The organism is Kribbella deserti (genome assembly GCF_042434725.1).
In the GTDB taxonomy this organism is placed as follows: domain Bacteria; phylum Actinomycetota; class Actinomycetes; order Propionibacteriales; family Kribbellaceae; genus Kribbella; species Kribbella deserti.
On the sequence record NZ_JBHLTC010000002.1, the window covers coordinates 232,074 to 250,648 of the forward strand.

Genomic DNA, 18,575 nt, shown 5'->3' on the forward strand with positions numbered 1-18,575 from the left:
TCGATGCGCAGACATGCCCTGGCGACTGCTCTGGTGAGCTCGCTCGTCCTCGCGGCCGGTGTGGCCGCACCATCCCAAGGGGCCGCCGCGATCACCGGCGAGCCAGATCCGTTGCCGACAGCAACCTCTGTAGCAGTGAGCGCACAGTCGATCGACGGCCGCCCCACCGACGAGGCGACCAGTGACGCCCTGCACGGCGATCAGCCGGCGGGTGGCCCGGCCGCGGAAGGCGGCGGCAACCCGAGTGCCACCCCGCTCGCCGCGTCCGCGACCTGGGACGTGTCGGAGCACACCGGCGACTTCACCTGGAGCTACCCGCTGCGGGTCCCGCCTGCACCGGGCGGCCTCGAACCCGATCTCTCGTTGTCGTACTCGTCGGGCACCGTGGACGGCCGGACCAGTGCGACCAATAACCAGCCGTCCTGGGTCGGCGAGGGCTGGGACCTCGACCTTGGCTTCGTTGAGCGCACGTACGGCGGATGCGCCGACGACAAGGAAGGCAGCAACAAGGGCCAGCAGGTCGGTGACCTGTGCTGGCGCAGCGACAACGCGACGGCCTCGTACAGCGGAGCCGGCGGCATGCTGATCCCCGGCGCGAACGGTTGGCGGGCCAAACGCGACGACGGCTCCCGGATCGAGCGGCTGACCCGGACCGGCAGCGAGGACAACGACGGCGAGTACTGGAAGATCACCAAGGTCGACGGGACCCAGTACTTCTTCGGGTCCCGCACCGACGCCAACTCGACCTGGACCGTACCGGTCTTCGGCGACGACGAGGGCGAGCCGTGCCACGGCGCAAGCTTCGACACCTCGTCGTGCAACCAGGCCTGGCGCTGGAACCTGGACAAGATCGTCGACCGGTTCGGCAACGTCGTCCTGATGCAATACCAGAAGGAGACCAACTCGTACGGCCGCAATCTCAAGGACACCGCGGTCAAATACGACCGAGGCGGCTGGCTGGACCGGATCGACTACGGCCTGAACAACGCCGTCAGTGGACCAGCGGCCGGCCGGGTCGTCTTCGGCACCTCCGAGCGGTGTGTGCCGGGCAGCGACTGCCGGCTGGAGCGGACGGAGAACTTCCCCGACGTACCGCTGACCTCGCGCTGCGAGACGGCCACCTGCAAGGACCAGTTCGCTCCGACGTTCTGGAGCACCAAGCGCCTTGCCTCGGTCACTACCCAGGTACTGCGCGGATCGTCGTACAGCGATGTGGACCGGTGGAACCTGGACCAGCAGTTCCCGCAGCCGGGTGACGGTGACAAGGCCGCCCTGTGGCTGAAGTCGATCACCCACACCGGACTGGCCGGTGGTTCGATCACCTTGCCGCCGGTCACGTTCGAGGGCGCGGTGCTCGCCAACCGGGTTCCGCCGGCCGATCCGCTGCCACCGATCCTGCGGTACCGGCTGACCGGCATCGTATCGGAGGCCGGCGGTGTCACCTCGGTGACCTACGCGCCGCCGGACTGCGCCGCCCCGCCGACGAATCCGGAGTCCAACACCAAACGCTGCTTCCCGGTGCGCTGGAAGAAGACGAAAGACCACGCCGAGCGCACGGACTACTTCCACAAGTACGTCGTTCAGCGCGTGGTGCAGTCCGATCGGATCAGCGCCAACCCGCAGCAGGAGACCAGCTACGAGTACCTCGACGGTGCCGCCTGGCACTACGACCAGTCCGAGTTCACCCCACCGGACAAAAAATCCTGGAACGACTACCGCGGGTACGCCAGAGTCCGGACCCGGACGGGAGCGGCAAACGACCCGGCCGGTCCGGTGACGATGACCGAGCAGCGATTCTTCCGGGGAATGAACGGTGACCGGGCTGCGACCACCGGCGGGACCAAGACCAGTGCGGCCACCGACTCCGAAGGTGGCAGCTATCCCGACCACGACTGGTTGCGTGGGTTCGGTCTCGAGACCACGACGTACCTCGGTGACGCCGGTACCGCGGTGGACAAGTCGATCAGCGAGCCCGTCTGGCAGGGCCCGACCGCATCGCGCGGTGAACACAGTGCCTATTTGGTCGGCACCGGGACATCGCGTGACCTGGTCGCGCTGGACGAGGGCCGCGGCTGGCGCACCACGAAGACCGTGACGGCGTACGACGATCGCGGCCTGCCCACGCAGATCGACGATCTCGGGGATGTCGCCGACCCGGCCGATGACACCTGCACCCGGACGACGTACAAGCGCAACACCGGCGTGTGGCTGCTGAACCTGCCGTCGCGGATCGAGACAGTGGCCGTGAAATGCACGACCACTCCGGTCTTCCCGCAACACGCGCTGGCCGACGTACGGACGTCGTACGACGAACAGGAGGCTGGACTGCCGCCGATCCGCGGCGCGGTGAGCCGGGTGGAGCAGTTGGCCAAGCGGCCGGCGGCCGGACCCGAATACGCGACCGTGACGACCGCTCGGTCCGATGTGCACGGCCGGGTCCTCGAGAGCCGCAACGCGTTCGGTAAGGCCACGACCGTCGCCTACACCCCGGCAACCGGCGGTCCGGCGACGAAGACCGTGACGACGAACGCCCTTGGGCACACCAGCACGGTCACGGTCGACCCTGCCTTCGGAAGCCCGATCAGCGTCAGCGATGCGAACAACAGGGTTACGGAGACGGCGTACGACGCGCTGGGCCGGGTGACTCAGGTCTGGTTGCCCAGCCGGCCGCGACCGGCGTCGCCCAACTACAAGTACGCCTACCTGGTCCGCAACAACAAGCCGAACGTCGTCACCACGACCACCATGGGTCCCAGAGGCCTCTACACCTCGGTGAATGCGATCTACGACGGGCTGCTCCGGCCACGCCAGCTCCAGGCGCCGGCCGTCGGCGGAGGCCGCCTGCTGACCGACACCCGGTACGACTCCCAGGGACGGGTGTGGAAGTCCACCCAGCCGTTCTTCAACGACAAGCAGGTCGACAGCGACCTCTGGGTCGCCAACGACAACGAGGCGCCCGGTCTGAGCGTCACGGAGTACGACGGCGCCGGCCGCCCGGTCGAGTCGATCTTCAAGGGCGGTCCGACCGAGAAGTTCCGGACCAGCACCCGGTACGGCGGTGACCGAGTCCACGTCGACCCGCCGGACGGTCAGGTGGCCACGACGAGCATCAGCGACGGCCGCGGGCGACCGGTGGAGTACCGGCAGTACCACGGCGCCACACCGTCTGGTGCGCACGACGTCACGAAGTACACGCATACACCGGCCGGTCAGCTGGCCACCGTGACGGACCCGGCCGGCAACCGCTGGCAGTACGGCTACGACCTGCGTGGCCGGCGGATCAGCTCAACGGACCCCGACCGGGGAGCCGGCACGGCCAGCTACGACGTAGCCGGACGACTGATCAGCCAGACCGATGCCCGCAAGCAGACGATCTCCTATGCGTACGACGACCTCGGCCGGCAGACGGCGAAGCACAACGGGTCGCTGGACGGACCCAAACTCGCAGAGTGGACGTACGACACGGTGGCCAAGGGGATGCCGGCCACAGCGACCAGCTACTCCGGCGGCAAGGCGTACCGCAGTTCTGTGATCGCGTTCTCGGCGCTCTACCTACCGCTGCGCACGACTCTGACCGTTCCGGAGGGAGAAGGTGCTCTGAGCGGTACCTACACCGCGAGCCGGACCTACACGTCGGACGGCAGCCTCGAGAGCGAGACCTACCCGCGGGCCGGGGACCTGGCGCAGGAGTCGGTCTTCCACACGTACGACGACTTCGGGCGACCACTGCGCACCTACGGCGGTGGCACCGAGTACGTCCAGAAGACGGAGTACACGGCGTACGGCGAGCAGCAGCGCATCCACCACGGGGAGACCGGCAAGCGTGCATGGGTGTCGACGTACTACGACGACAGCACCCGGCTGGTGAACCGCACCGTCATGGACGCCGAGCTGCCTCGACCGATGCAGTCCGACACTCGCTACACCCGCAACCCTGCTGGTGGGATCACTTCGATCGCGGAGACCGTTCCTGGTCTGCCAGATGACATCCAGTGCTTCCGGTACGACCATGTACAGCGACTGACCGAGGCGTGGACCCCGAGCGGAGGTTGTGCTGATTCGCCTTCCACACAAGCTCTTGCGGGGCCGGCGCCGTACTGGTCGAGCTACGGCTACGATCAGGCCGGCAACCGTCGCAGCGAGGTTCAGCACGCTGCTTCCGGCGACACCACGCGCACCTACGCCTACCCGGCAACCGGTCAGGCCCGGCCGCACGCGCCTACCACGGTGACGACTGCCGGGCAGACGACCAACTACACGTACGACGCAGTGGGCAACACGCTCACCCGGGGAGCCCAGTCGCTCACGTGGACTCCGGAGGGCCGTCTCGACACCGTCACCGAAGCCGGTGCCGACACGACCTCGGTGTACGCCGCCGACGGAGTCCGCCTGCTAAAGCGGGAGCCGGGTGCCACGGTGCTGTATCTGGGCGGCCAAGAACTCAAGCTGGACAAGGCCTCCGGCAAACTCACCGCAACCCGCTACTACGAACACAGCGGCGCCACGGTCGCCGTTCGCACCGGCGCCGGCCTGTCCTGGCTGGGCAACGACCACCACGGTACGCAGCGCCTAGCCATCGACGCCGCGGCCCAGACGGTCACCCGCCGTCGCGAACTCCCCTTCGGCGCACCCCGCGGCGAAGCGCCGACAACCTTCCCCGGCCAGAAGGGCTTCGTCGGCGGAACCCTCGACGCCACCACCGGCCTGACCCACCTCGGCGCCCGCACCTACGACCCCGACAACGGCCGCTTCCTGTCCGTCGACCCACTCATGATCGCCGGCGACCCGCAACAGCTGGACGGCTACTCCTATGCCGGCAACAGCCCCGTCAACACCAGCGACCCCACCGGCCTCGCCCGCTCCGCCGACGACCACATCGGCCACTACCGAGACGACAAATGGCAAGGCCAGCCCGGCGTCACCCCCGACGTCGACAAAAGTGGCAAGCGAATCAAGCAACACCGGTCCTCGTGCGACCAGGACTGCAGGGTAGGACAACGCGGCGGCCAAGGCGCTGCCAAACAGTCGTCCTGCAACAAGTTCGGCGACTGCCGTCGCGGCGTCCAAGGCCCAGCCGCAAAGTGGGAGGCACCGAAGAAGCCGCTCGTGCTGAAGTCGACGTTCACACTCTCGCTCTGCTTCGGATCCAGCGTCCAGGCCTTCGTGGGGTACGCGGGTGAAGGGTGCTGGTCCATCGACGGCCGAGGGCTCGGCCATTCCGAAGGAAACAAGACCTTCGCGGGTCCCGGGGCGGGTATCGCAGCCACCATCGGCCTGAAGCTGACGACTACATCCGTCGACAAGTTGGAGGGCGGTGAGACGTCGGTCGGCGGTGGTGAACTCAAGTACGGTCCGGTCGCCGTCGGTGGAGAGGTCGGCCGCAGTGACCTCGACAAGGACCTCGCGAAGCGGGCGGAAAATCCGGCGTGGAGCTACGGTGTGTCCGCCGGGCCCGCGGCTGGTATCGGAGGCCGGATCAAGGGTCTCGACAAGATCCCAGGACTCAACAACGCGTTGGGTGGGTCCAGCGTGACTGCCGGCCACGGGCAGTCCACCTCCGGGTACTACTTCCGGTGGGACTCCTATGTGCAACGCGTCGCGGAAGGTAACCGAGATGCAGCTGAGAACGGTGATCTGATCAACCGCGTGCACGGGTGACGGGTGGTGCGGCTCCCGCTGGTCGGGGGCCGCACCTCACCTGGAGGCCTCGGCCAGCCGGTCGTACGCCGCCTGTCGCTCGAAGGCGGATCCCTCAGCCACGAGCCCGGTCGCATAGAGCCGGATCAGATCATGCATCTCGTACCGATCGGCCTGTGGTTGGTCGACCAGATGTACGGCGACCAGCTGATCGAGTGAGGCCCGCGCCCGCGGTAAGGGAAGACCGGCCAGCGCAGCGGCCGCAGGCAAGGAAATGTCGCTGCTCGGGTGCAGACCGAGCAGCCGGAACATCGCGGCCGCGACCGGCGGCAGCGCCCGGTACGACCAAGAGAGCGCCGCGGACAGATCGGACTGCGGATCACCGCCGTCGAAGTGCGCCAACCGGGCCTGCGCATCTCCGAGCGCCGCGACCACTTCGGCCAACGTCGCGGCCCGCTGAGCCCGTTCGGCGACGATGGCGAGCGCCAGCGGTAGGCGGTCGCACAGTCCGACGAGGTCCTGACTGGCCTCCGGCTCGGCGGCCACCCGATCACGGCCAATAGTTGCCGCGAGCAACTCGACCGCCTGGCCGGGTTCCATCGAGCGCAGAGTCAGGCGGCGGGCGCCGTCGCGGATCGCCAGGCTGCGCAGCTGATTGCGGCTGGTGACGATCACCAGACTGCCGGAGCCGGGCAGCAACGGCCGGATCTGATCCGCGTCTCGCGCGTTGTCCAGCAGGAGCAGCACCCGCCGGCCGGCGAACGTACTGCGCAACAAGGCGGACCGTTCCTCGACCTTGTCCGGGATCGTCTCCCCGGCGACGCCGAGGGCCCGCAGCAGCATCGCGGCCGCATCGGCCGGGCCGATCGGATCGCCCGGCCCGTAACCGCGCAGGTTCAGGTACAGCTGCGCGTCGTCGAAGTCCGCCGCCTTCCGGTGCGCCCAGTGCACCGCCAGCGTCGTCTTCCCGGTCCCGGGAGCGCCGTCGATCGTGACGATCCGGGTCGCCGATGCCTGCTCGTGGTCCAACCTGTCCAGCGCGTTCAGCTCGGCGTCGCGCCCGACGAAGGTACGGATGTCGTGCGGCAGTTGCCGGATCGGATCGGCACGACGCCGGATCTCGCCGCCCAGCATCGACCGGTACAGCTGGTCGAGCTCCGGGCTGGGATCGATGCCGAGTTCGTCGCGCAGGATCGTGCGCACCTCGTGGTACCGATCCAGCGCCTCGGCCCGCCGCCCGCAGCGGCGCAGTGCGTCGATCAGGCGGAACCACAGCGCCTCCCGGGTCGGGTACTGGCGCGTCAGCTCGGACAGTTCCGCGATCAAGCCGCCTGGCGGGCCGGCCGCCAGCTCGAGGTCGATGCGGCGCTCGGTCGCGCCGAACCACTCCTCGGTCAGCTGCGGTACGACGTCGCGATCCAGCCAGGTCGACGTCAGGTCACCGAACGGACGGCCGCGCCACAGCGCCAGCGCCGCCCGCAGCAGCCGCAGCTCCTCGGCGGGCACTCCGGCAGCCGCGGCTTGGTTCCGCAGCGTGCGGAACTGATGGAGATCGATGTTCCGCTCGTGGGCGCGGAGCAGATAGCCGGCCGGCTCGGTCTCGATCCGGTCGGCTCCAAGCACCCGGCGTAGTCGTGACACGTAGGTGTGCAGGGTCCCGTACGGCCGGGCCGGCGGACGCTCGGGCCACAGCCGATCGACGAGAAGATCAGGACTGACCGGCTGGTTGACGGCAAGCAGTAGCGACGCGAGAAGGATCCGAGCCTGACCTGGCGGCAAACTCAACTCGCCCTCTGGAGCGCGCGCTTGCCACGGCCCGAGAACGCGCCAGCACAGCTCCTCGTCAGCCTCTGAAGCAGCCGATCTCACGGCTTCCATTCCCAACGTCATTTCGCCACCACCCGACTCCCTAGGGCGATCTGCCCGTCGGTAAGGGTCAGGGCTACCCCTTACGTGCTGCTTACGCGTCCGTCAGCCACGCGATTTCCCAACTGGACGGGCGGTAGCCGGTCAGGCGGTGCAGCTCGGCGGCCTTCCGTGCAGCCGAAGCTGCGGCCTGGCGGTCGCCGGCCACACGGTGCAGCCGGCTCAGGAGAGCAAGGACTGTAGCTTCTGCGATCCGTAGACCGTATCGGCGTGCGGTCTCGAGCGCTGCCTTCGCCTGATCCATGGCCGCGGCCGTCTGATCGCTCTCGTACAGCGCTGCCGCCTGGCCGGCCTGGGCCTGCACGCCGGCCCGCCGCTCACCCGTCTGCCGGGACAAGTCAAGTGCGTGAGTGTGCAGCGCGATGGCCTGCAACTGGTCCCCGCGCAGTCGCTGGACAGTACCGGAAACGTTGAGGGCATCGATCTCGGCAGCCGAACTGCGCATCTCCCGGGCGAGAGCGAGTGCCGCGGTCGCGTGATCGGCGGCTTGGTCGAGATCGCCGAGGGAACAGCGCAGCTCGGCCAGACCGTAGTGGGCGTAGGTGACGGAAAGGTCCTCGCCGATTTCCTGGCTGAGGGTGAGTGACCGTGCGAGTTCCTCCGCCGCGGCGCTGGTGTCCCCGAGCCGATGGAGGCACTGCCCGAGAGTGAACGTCGTCTGCGCGGTCGACGGGATCCCAGCGGCTGCCCGGATCCTTTCGGCCTCGCGGAGTTGCTCGACAGCAGCGGCCAGATCGCCTTGGTAGAACAGGACGGTCGCCAGGTTGGACAGCTTGTTCGCCAAACCCCGGGGCGAGCAGAGGTCGCGATCAAGAGCGCCGGCCTGGTGGAACGCCTCGACGGCGTCGCCGTACATCGCCTGGGAGGTGTAGAGGACTCCCAGGTTGTTGTATACCGGCCCGTTCTCGTCGTTCTTTCCGGCTGCCTGGCGCAGGGCGATCGCTTGCCGGTAGTGCGCTTCCGCTGAGGGGTGCTCGGCGCGATAGCTGTGCAGCACGCCGAGGCTGAGGTGCATGGCGGCCAGGACGTCCACGCTCCCGGCGGCCTCGGCCGCCGCGAGGCCCGTCGAGGCGAGAGCCTCCCAGTCGTCGTTGTGGCGGCGGGCGGCGAAGTACCCGCGCAGGGCGTCCGCGAGGTGCCAGGTCTGCTCGGTCGGTCCCTCGACCGCCACGTGCCGAGCCATCGCGACCAGACCGGCCCGCTCTGCGTCGAGCCACGCCAGCGCCTCGCCGTGATCGGCGAAGTCCGGTACGTCGGTGGCCGGGCGGGCGAGGCGCCGCGTGTTCGGGTACAGAAGTGCGGCGGCTCGGTCGATCCGCGCGACCTGATAGGCGACCAGCCGGCGCACTGCCGCAGCGCTCTCGGCCGCACCCTCCGCCGCGTTTGCCTGCTCGGCGGCATAGAGCCGTAGCAGGTCGTGGAACTGGTACCGCCCGGGGCGGTAGTGCTGGATGAGGCTGGTGGCCGCGAGAACCTCCAGTTGACGTCCGGCGTCGGCTACGGATGCTTCGAGCAGCACTGATGCGGTCTCCGCCGTGAAATCCGGACCAGGCACCAGTCCGAGGAGCCGGAACGTCCGCGCCGCCACCGGATCGAGCCCCCTGTACGACACCTCGAACGCGGCCCGCACAGCGGCGTCGCCTGCGATCTGGAGACGACTCAACCGGTCGCCACCACGCAGCTCCCCGACGTAGTCGGCGATCGACCGATGAGGGTGCAAACCGAGGTTGGCAGCGGCGATGCGGAGGGCCAGTGGCAGCCGTGCGCACAGTTCGACGAGCTCCGTGACGGCAGCAGGCTCGGCGGCTGTCCGGCCATCGCCGAGCACCGCGGTCAGCAACGCCGCTCCTGCTGATGCCGTGAGCACCGGCAGTTCCAACCCGTAGCTGCCGTGCCGCACCGACAGACCACGCAGGTCCCGGCGGCTGGTCGTCAGGACAGCACTGCCCTCCGTCCCGGGGATCAGATCTTCGATCTGCTCCGGTCCGGCGGCGTCGTCGAGAAGCAGCAGAACCCGGCGCCCGGCGAGTCGCGCTCGCAACATCGCGGCGCGGGCCGCGACGCCGCGCGGGATCATCGGCCCGGAGAGCCCGGAGGCGATCAGCAGCTCACCGAGTACATCGGCCGGCGGGCGGCCGCCGCGTTCCGCGCCTTCGAGCCGCACGAACCACTGACCATCCGGAAACGACTGCCTGGTGCGATGGGCGACCTGTACCGCGAGCGTCGACTTGCCGACCCCGGCGCCACCGTGGATCGCGACGATCGGCACCGACGCCTCCCTCGTGAGGTGATCAGCCAGGTCATCGGCAAACGTCTCGAAGCCGACTACGCCGGTGACCTCCCGCGGAAGCTGATACTGCGGGTCCCAGCTGTCGAGGCGAACCGCCGGAGGAGATTGCCGGAGTTCGGGAACCCCGGCCAGCACGTCCCGCTCGAGTCGGCGCAGTTCAGGCCCGGGTTCGACCCCCAGCACGTCGATCAGCAGTTGCCGGGCCGTCCGGTAGGTGCTCAGAGCCTCGGCCTGCTGCTCCGAGCGGTACAGCGCGATCATCAGCTGAGCCCAGAACCGCTCGCGCAACGGATGCTCGCTCGTCAAGGTCCGCAACTCGGCGATGAGTCCGGCGTGCCGGCCGAGGCTCAGATCGACGTCGACCCGCTGCTCCAATGCCTGCGCCCGGCTCTCTGCCAGAGCCGGTACGACATCACGCTGCAGCGATTCACCCGGAACGTCGACCAAGGCCGGACCGCGCCACAGCGCCAAGGCCTCGGCCAGGTACCGAGACCGGACGGCCAGTTCGCTCGTGCCGCCCGCATCGCGGACCAGCGACTCGAAGCGCTGGACGTCCACCTCACCCGGAGCAGCCGCCAGACAGTACCCGGCAGGCACGGTCCTGATCGGATCCGGCTCGCCCAGCGCCCGCCGTAACCGGGCCATCTGAACGTGCAGCGCGGCCTTGGCCTTCGCCGGCGGCGCGGTGTCCCACAGCCGCTCGACCAGCTCGTCGGCGGACACGACCGAGTTCGCCTTCAACGCCAGTACCGCAAGGAGCGTCCGCTGGCGGCCGGGGCTGATATGTATGTCGTGGCCGGACGATCGCACCCGCAACGGACCGAGCAGACCGAATTCCACGGCCATACGGTGCCACACCCACCAGGCCACCCCTCGCGGATTCCGGCCGCAGCGGCTGTACGCAGAGAGTGAGCGTTGTCATCACGCGCCAGTGATCGCGGGCCAGTCGCCGGCCGGGGCGGAAGCGCGAGACGGCTGCCTCAAGCATGGTCCAGGGCACGTCACCGGCGATCCGTTCATCGATACCCGCGACAAGCCGACCGTCTGCAACCTGAACTTGTGCCTAGTGTCGACACCTCGATCGAGACCCAGGTCGCCCGCGGACGCGACCTGGTGCCGATGTGGCCACCGGGCGACCTGAGCTGCCCTGCGGTCGGCCGGGAGCCAACCGGTATCCGTTGCGTCAGCTGCTCTCTACAGGGGGAGTGGGCGTGTTCGGCGGGCCTTCAACACCCGTTGTCCGGCTGGTACCGACGGATGTTGGCGTGCCGGGAGTCCTGAACGTCGGTACGTGTCAGAAGATGTTCTTGAGGATGTCGTACGCCGCATTGGCCGCCAGATCGGCGCTCAAGGCGGCGGCAGTCGCGGCGAGGCCGGCGACCAGTGCCGCACGACTGCTGTCGACCTCTCGCAGCCGTCCGGGCGACAGTTCCGGGTCGGCAGGTTCGTCGCGCCAGATCGCCAGGCGAGCTGTGACCTCGGCGAGCGTCATCGATTGACTTCCCGGCTGATCAAGGCGGACGTGTGTGAGCGATAGCCAGTCTGGCGCGCCGTCGTACGCCATGATGCTTACGAGGTCGGCGCCGCCGGTGTGCCGCCAACGGTCTGAACGAGACTGCCCCGCTACTTCGAGCGCACGTCGGTGCTCGAGCTGTACCTGCCGTGCAACCTCGTTGAACTTCTCAGGTCGGAAGTGTTTCGGCCATTCGCGTCGAAGCCATGTTTGGACCAGGTCGGGCCGCTCAATGGCAGGCATCCCCACGAAGAAGAGGTCCCAGGCAGCGCCGCTTTGCGCGTTGAGGTAAGCGACAGTGCAGCGCAGTTCCGTCCACACAGGATGTCCCGGCGGCGCGAACACCATGCTGATCAGACGCTCGCCAAGTGGATCAGCTGGATCGGCAGCAAGCCGGGCGCGTTTCAGGATCTGGTCGAGAGAGAGCGCGGGCCACATGCCGAAAGTGTGCCCGCATCCGCCGGTCAGCGACACCCTCCGAGCGGCCTCGACTCAGCTGCTGGCCCGCCGACCATCACTGCCAGCAAACGGAGTTGGACGAAAGGCCCCTGGCGAATGATTGTCCGACTCAACGGTGCGGTTTCGTGGATAGCGACAGTTATCGCCGGCGCAAGAGGCATCGGCTGGCTATTTGATGATTGGATGGCACGGGTTCTGGGCAAGTGCGAATTGGTATCGGTTCTTCTGATGGAGGGAATTGTGTGCGCGGAGCAAGACTCGGGTCAATCGGAGCTACGCAGCTCAGGTCGATTGAAGGCGTTCGCTTTGTCCGCGATCTCGTGCGCCAGTAGTGTCGTGCTGCTGGTCGTCGCCAATGCGGGGCGCATCAATTGGGGAGGCTCGATGATTGCTACCGAAGCATTTCTGGTGGCTTTCGTTGGATTGTCTGGCAGCCTGCTGGTTGCAGCAGTGCGTAATCGTTCCACGGGCATTGATTCGATGCTGCGATTAGCGCAAGCGCTTTTGATTGCAACCGTGTTGGCTCTCGGGCTGTCGATAGTTGGTCTGCTCGAGTTCCAATTGTCACATGCCACGTTCCTGCTACTCTTGCTGGTCGCCTCCTTGTCGCTAGCGACTCATTGCTCGTCTTTACGCGCGGCGAAACCGCCGCCAACGGTCCAATGATGAACCGAATGGTCCACCTGCGGCTGTTATGAGGTCCTCTCAACCGATTGGGTGGCCCGGGAGTACGACGATCCAGGTTGGCCGCGCTGACCAAGTCCTCACTCCGCAACATCGAGTACGGCGACGCGGCCGGTCCCGACTCGCGCGGCCTGTTCCAGCAGCGCGACGGGTGGGGCCCACTCGCCACAAGGATGAGCCCTGCCGGCGCGGCAGGGCTCTTTCTTCGATGCCCTCACGGCGGTCGCCGGTTGGCAGGCCATGCCTCCGTGGCAGGCGGCCCAGGCCGTCCAACGCTTGGCCTTCAGTGACGGCTCGAGCTACCGCCGCAATCACGACCTGGCCCGCCGCGTCGTCTCAACGGCGGACCTGCCATCGGGCGGCTGCTCGGCCATGTGGCTACCTATCTCTTGTCGGTGTTGGAGCAATCGAAGACGAGTGGTTCGCCGACTACCTCGGCTGGTCTCCTCCGATCTATTGCATCTGAGCCGCTCAGTCGCAGGCTGAAGATCGGCCAGCCTGCCGTGCTGGTCGTGGCCCTGGCGCGGTTCCGCATCAGCCGACGAGTTCGGGATGTGGCGGAAGGATCTGTTGTTGGGTTCTGCAGGTTCCTGCAGAACCCAACAGTCGGCGGGCCAATCGCCCACATAATCCTTCGGGGGATCCGCCGTGATCCGCTCGCTTGTCGGCACTCTTCGTGGAGGAAACGTGCGTCGCGGATTCCGCTTGCTCTCCTTGCCTTTGCTGCTCTCCTTGTTGATTCCAGCCTCCACCTACTCGGCCACCGCGGTCCCGGTGACGGCCGCTGCCACAACGGCGGCTGCGGCTCCAGCCGTGGTCCAACCAGCGTCGGCTGGTGCCGGGCAGTACGTGCCGCTGCCGGCTGCGGGGCGCTTCCTCGACACCGGTGCAACAAACCTGGTCGGGCAGGAGCCAGTGGTTTCAACGTTCACCGGCCGCGGTGGTATCCCCGCGACCGGCGTGGCCGCGCTTGCGGTCAACATCGTCGTACTCAATGCGACCGCGAAGGGTGGCCTGGTCTCGTGGCCGACTGATCAGGCCCAGCCCACGACCGTGTCGGGCGTGATGTTCTCCGCCGGTGACACCTACGCCTCGGGGTCGTCGATTCTTCGGCTCAGCCCCACAGGCCAGGCGAGCTTCCGAAACATCAGCGGGGGCACGGTCCGCATCATCGTCGACGTGGCCGGCTACTACACCAGCAACGACAACCCCACCGCGACAGCTTCGCGGTATGTGCCGTTGAAACAAGCCCGCATCCTCGACACCACTAAGAAGATTGGCGTTCCCACCGACTCGGCCGTTCCTGGCCGGACTGCCACAGTGCCGTTCGCAGCGGCCGGAGTCGGCGGCCTGCCTGCTGCAGCCTCCATCACCTCAGTGGTAGTAACCCTTACCGCCATGTCACCCACGGCCATCGGTGGCATGATCGTCTACCCCTCAGGTGCGGCGAGGCCCGGCGTCTCCCATGGCAACTGGATAAAGGACCGGTCGAAAAGCAACACGATCACGACCCGCATCGGAGCCGACGGAAAGCTGATTCTCTACAACGCCGCCAGCGTCCCCGTTGACTTCCGTGCCGATGTCGTCGGTTACTACACCGCATCGACCAACAGCGCTGTTGCGTCAACCCGGATCACCACGCTGCCCGTTGCGGCCCGGGTCCTCGACACCGGCGCGACCCTTGTCGCGGCCGGGAAGAGTCACACGTTCAAGGTCTCCGGGGCTGGTGGCCTGCCGACGGCCGACCTCGCGGCTGTCTCTCTCACCCTCATCACTGCGGGAAGCGCCACCAGCGGCGACATTGTCACCAGCCCCGCGGGCGAGGCAGCGCCCGCCACGACCGACGTCATCGCGGTTCCCGGCGGCTACTCGTTCAACCAGGTGATCGTGCGGCCTAATGTCGCTGGCGAGGTGACCATCTCCAACCTTTCTACTGCTGGCTTGCGGTTCTATGCAGATGTCCAGGCCTATGCGCTGAAACCGAAGGCTCCGGCCGCCCCTACGTCGGTCGTGGCCGTTCCTGGCGACAAGTCGATCAACCTCTCCTGGAGTCCACCTGAAGACACCGGCGACCTGACTTTGAAGGGCTATGAGGTCACGCGAAGCCCTGGCGGTCAGATCACCAATGTGATCACTACGAGTACGGCGATCACGGGCCTCAGCAATGACGAGACCTACACCTTCAAGGTGGTCGCGATCAACGCGGTTGGTCGCTCGACCGCCGAAGTCAGCGCGCCGGTGTCGCCTGCCCCGCCGACTCCGCCCACTCAGCCCTTCATCACCGAACTCACACCCCGCGACAGCGCGGTGACCGCGTACTGGGCGGCGCCGACCGGCATGACCGACTCCATCGCCGGCTACACCCTGACGGCGACGCCGGGCGGGGCGACCGTCACCGTTCCCGGTTCGGCGCGTGAGGCCGTACTCACGGGCCTCAGCAACGGTACGACGTACGCGATCCGGCTGACAGCCACCAACGCCAACGGCTCGGGGGTGTCCGACCCGCGCCCGGCCACGCCGGTGGCGGCGAAGGTACCGCTGGCGCCACCGATCAACGCGGTCACGTCTCTGAACGGACGGGTGGACGTGCAATGGGTCCGGCCCGCCGACGGCGGCGCCAACATCGACGGTTACCAGGTGACGGCCGAGCCGGGCGGCATCACGCAGACCATCCCGGCTGATACGACTGTCACGGCGCTGACCGGATTGACGAATGGTCAGAAATACACGATCACCGTCCGTGCCCACAACAAGGCCGGGTACGGCGACACGGCAACGACTTCGAGTACTCCGCTGGCTGCGCGCGCGCCAGGGATCCCGGACGACGTACACGCTGCTCCATCGGCGAACGGTTCCGTGCAGGTCGGCTGGAAGGCGCCGATCGACGTTGGCACCTCGCCCGTGACCGGCTACCGCGTGACCGTGACCCCGGGCGGCCGCACAGTCGACGTGAGCACCTCGGCCGCGACCATTACAGGTCTCGATCCCGCTCTCGGATACCAGTTCGCTATCTCCGCCAAGAACGCTGCCGGCACTGGTACGGCGACGGTGCCGACTGTTGCCGTCAAGCCCGTGCTGGCCGAGAAGGTGGCGCCGGTGGTACTGACTGCTGAATCCCAAGCGAAGATCATCTCGGTGAACTCGACCGCGGTCGTCGCGGCGTCTCCGACTGCTCAGTTGTCGGGACTGCAGGTCGGCCAGACTGTGGTCGCCGGAGCCGGCCCGACCACGCCGGAAGGGCTCCTCAGGCGGATTACCCGGACTCAGGTAGTGAACGGGGTGCTGGTGCTGTCCGTCGTCGAGGCCTCCCTCAGCGAGGTGTACGACGCCATGTCCCTGGCCACTCAGTTCAAGACCACCGCCGACGAGGTTGCCACCTTCGTACCGGCTGAGACAGGCATCAAGTTGCGCTCGGCAACGGCCGGCGGAAAGACTCACAAGCAAGGTGGATTCCGCACCGTGAAGACCGCTGGCGGCAAAGAGGCCAAGGTCTATCTCAAAGATGGCGCGATTGTGGTCGAGTATGAGAAGGAGTTCCAGCGCGGTAGCCGGCTCACGGTCACCGGCAGCATCGCACCGAAGTTCGAAGGCTGGATGCTGGCGGCCATTCCGAACTTCCGCTCGGACTTCAAGATGACCGCGGACATGACCGTGAGTATGCGCGCCGACCTCGCGATCGGGAAGAAGCGAGAGCATCGGCAGCGGCTCGGGTCACTGGTCGGCACTTGCGTCAACGTCCCGCTGGGCCGAGTGCCGGTGACCGTGTGCCCAAAGGTGCAGATGGACCTCGTCCTCTCCGCCGACGGCCGGGCGGGTTTAGCCTTCGAGGGCACCCTCAGTCGCCGATTGGGGGCCACGCTGAAGAGCGACGGCGATCAGGTCGTCTCCACGGGCATCAATGAAGCCATTCCGGACAAGCCGTCGGTGGGCGGCATAGCGCACCTGTTCGGTAACGCCACCGCTTCTGTTGGTTTGTCGCCGGCGATGGTGCTGGCCGTTTACGGTCAGGGCGGGCCGGTCTTCGAGTTGTCGCCGTACCTCGAAGCCGAAACCGATACGGCCGCCGATCCCGCGCGGAAGATTTCGATCGGTATCGCGATCGGCGCCGGACTGACCCTGGACTTCGTCAAAAAGAACGTAGTGCGCTGGGTCAAACCGGACATCGTCAAGCTGGAGTGGCCGTTTTGGGATTCGGGCGGCCCGTTCCTCGGCGTAGTGATCGATCCGGGCTCCGCTGAACTTTCGGTCGGCCAGTCGCAGCAGTTCGACGCCCAGTTGAGTGGTCATGCCGACGAACCGGCGAAATGGCGGATCGTGAGCGGTCCAGGCACGATTTCCGCCAACGGCCTGTACGAGGCCACAGCTGACGGGCTGACCGAGATCGAGGCGGTCATTCCGCCCGGTATCGATCACGGAGAGCTGAAGAACACGGCGAAGATCGACGTGGCCGCGCGTCCGCCGTCCGCGCCGCGAAACGTGACTGTGACGCCCGGCACCCGGTCGGCCTTCATCACGTGGGACACACCGGAGAACTCCGGCGGGAACCCGATCACGAAGTACCACGTGTCCACAGTGCCTGACAGCGGCGGATCGATCGTGCTCGCCAGCGACGGCAACCGCGAAACACTCGGGAACCTCACGCCAGGCGTCAGCTACGTCGTGAACGTCCAGGCCATCAGTTTGGACGGCGGAGGCGAGGCCGGATCGTCCAAGCCGTTCACACCGATGGAAACCACACTGGCCAACCCGGGCGGATCCAACATCGTCGAAGGCGTACCAGGCACCGACGTCGGTCTCGAAGGAGCAGTCCTGTCGGACTCCGGACGGTACGCGTTCTTCGCAGCGAAACAATCGGATGGCCGGTACTACCTGATCCGCCGCGATCTGGCCGACGGCTCCTACCAAACCGTTTCCCGCGGCTCAGACGGAGTGACTCCCGAGCCGATCAGCGTCGTGTCCAACAATCAGCTCAGCTTTTCGGCCTACTCGACGGCGGGAGAGGGACGATACATCGCCTACCGCATCCCCTACGGCACGATAGGCGACTCGAACCGCATCATCGTGCGGGACCTGGAGACGAACACTCGCTGGACCACAAGCCAGGGATACGGGCTGGTGACCGCATTCCGCTTGTCAGCGGACGGAACCAAGGTCGCGTCCATCACTGGCACGGATTTCGGCAAGGATCGCAAGGTGTGGTGGGCCTCCAAAGAGCGGGGCTACGCGGAACTGTTGATGCATTGTTTCGACTCTCAGTCCTGTGGCCTGGGGTCGGAGTGGACCTTGGGCATGACCCCGGACGGAAACACGGTCATGTACGAGGTCGACACCGCCAACCTCAACAGTCCGTACTGGGGCGCCATCAACAAGATCGTCTTCCACAACGTTCAGACCGGCGAGAAACCCATGCCCTACTTAAGGCAAGGACTCCAGCTCGCGGCCCCGGTGATGAGCGCTGATGGCACCTGGATCGCGGCACGTGGTCTGCTGCCGCCGGACTACCGGGAGGTGGGAGTCGCGCGCCGGATCGGCACCGGGCCGTTGACCGCGGCCGACGTCTTCGTGCGGTCGGCGAACTATGTGAGAGGCATCAGCAACGACGGAAATCGCATCGCCTGGACGCAGATCGATGACGTCAACTGGCGCTACAACCGCCTGGTTGTGTACACCAGGTCGAGCCGAACGAACTGGGTGGCCCCCGGGCCGCCGTCGACGACCAGTTACTCAGATGCCCGCATCCACCTGGCTCCGTCGGGAACCGCGGTCACTTGGCGGCCATCAGCCGGTGTCAACATGGACAAGCCGCAGGGCGCGGTTTTGAGGTAGGGCAACGACAGGCGGGCCAGTGGTGGCACATGTTCTCCGCTGGCCCTCCGTGGCCTCGTACCGTCCTCCTGCGCCCGCCCGGCCTGGAGTCCAGCCAATCGGGGAGATCCCACGTAGTTGGAGGGCGGGTGAGCAGATAGTCAGCCGTCGGAAACGCCCCTGCATCTACGTGGTCTTGCTGGCGCGCGTCGAGAAAGCGGCAGGGCCATTTTGCAGTAGGGCCGCCGCCCTTGGCTTCGG

6 protein-coding genes are annotated in these 18,575 nt (G+C 67.0%); 3 read left to right on the top strand and 3 right to left on the bottom strand.

The genetic code is table 11. The annotated features are described in order from the left end of the window. The first annotated feature begins 3 nt into the window (after positions 1–3). Positions 4–5,658 (top strand): RHS repeat-associated core domain-containing protein, encoded by a 5,655-nt coding sequence (locus ACFFGN_RS03800; RefSeq protein WP_380043860.1) that lies wholly within the window; start codon positions 4–6, stop codon positions 5,656–5,658. A 36-nt stretch (positions 5,659–5,694) separates the two neighbouring features. On the opposite strand, the gene ACFFGN_RS03805 is transcribed toward ACFFGN_RS03800, so the two are convergent. The 3 genes from ACFFGN_RS03805 to ACFFGN_RS03815 all read right to left on the bottom strand — a co-directional run bounded on the left by ACFFGN_RS03805 (position 5,695) and on the right by ACFFGN_RS03815 (position 11,804). Then, complete coding sequence (locus ACFFGN_RS03805) at positions 5,695–7,422, bottom strand: AfsR/SARP family transcriptional regulator (protein WP_380043861.1); 1,728 nt, start codon at positions 7,420–7,422, stop codon at positions 5,695–5,697. Between the two features lie 175 nt (positions 7,423–7,597). Next, positions 7,598–10,693, bottom strand: coding sequence for an AfsR/SARP family transcriptional regulator (locus ACFFGN_RS03810; protein WP_380043862.1), 3,096 nt, complete (start codon positions 10,691–10,693; stop codon positions 7,598–7,600). Positions 10,694–11,147: 454 nt separating this feature from the next. Next, positions 11,148–11,804, bottom strand: coding sequence for a hypothetical protein (locus ACFFGN_RS03815; protein WP_380043863.1), 657 nt, complete (start codon positions 11,802–11,804; stop codon positions 11,148–11,150). A 117-nt stretch (positions 11,805–11,921) separates the two neighbouring features. Here ACFFGN_RS03815 and ACFFGN_RS03820 point away from each other — a divergent pair, with 117 nt between their 5' ends. Together ACFFGN_RS03820 and ACFFGN_RS03825 are read left to right on the top strand one after the other, a co-directional pair. Beyond that, the gene (locus ACFFGN_RS03820; RefSeq protein ID WP_380043864.1) at positions 11,922–12,491 is read left to right on the top strand and encodes a hypothetical protein; all 570 of its coding nucleotides are present in this window, start codon (positions 11,922–11,924) and stop codon (positions 12,489–12,491) included. Between the two features lie 705 nt (positions 12,492–13,196). Beyond that, positions 13,197–18,335, top strand: a complete 5,139-nt coding sequence (locus ACFFGN_RS03825) for a fibronectin type III domain-containing protein (protein WP_380043865.1) — start codon at positions 13,197–13,199, stop codon at positions 18,333–18,335. Positions 18,336–18,575 lie beyond the last annotated feature (240 nt).

Excerpts from the sequence above, each read along its gene's own strand:
- ACFFGN_RS03800 (WP_380043860.1), top strand. The coding sequence starts at position 4 with ATGCGCAGACATGCCCTGGCGACTGCTCTGGTGAGCTCGCTCGTCCTC.
- ACFFGN_RS03815 (WP_380043863.1), bottom strand. The coding sequence starts at position 11,804 with ATGTGGCCCGCGCTCTCTCTCGACCAGATCCTGAAACGCGCCCGGCTT.
- ACFFGN_RS03820 (WP_380043864.1), top strand. The coding sequence starts at position 11,922 with ATGATTGTCCGACTCAACGGTGCGGTTTCGTGGATAGCGACAGTTATC.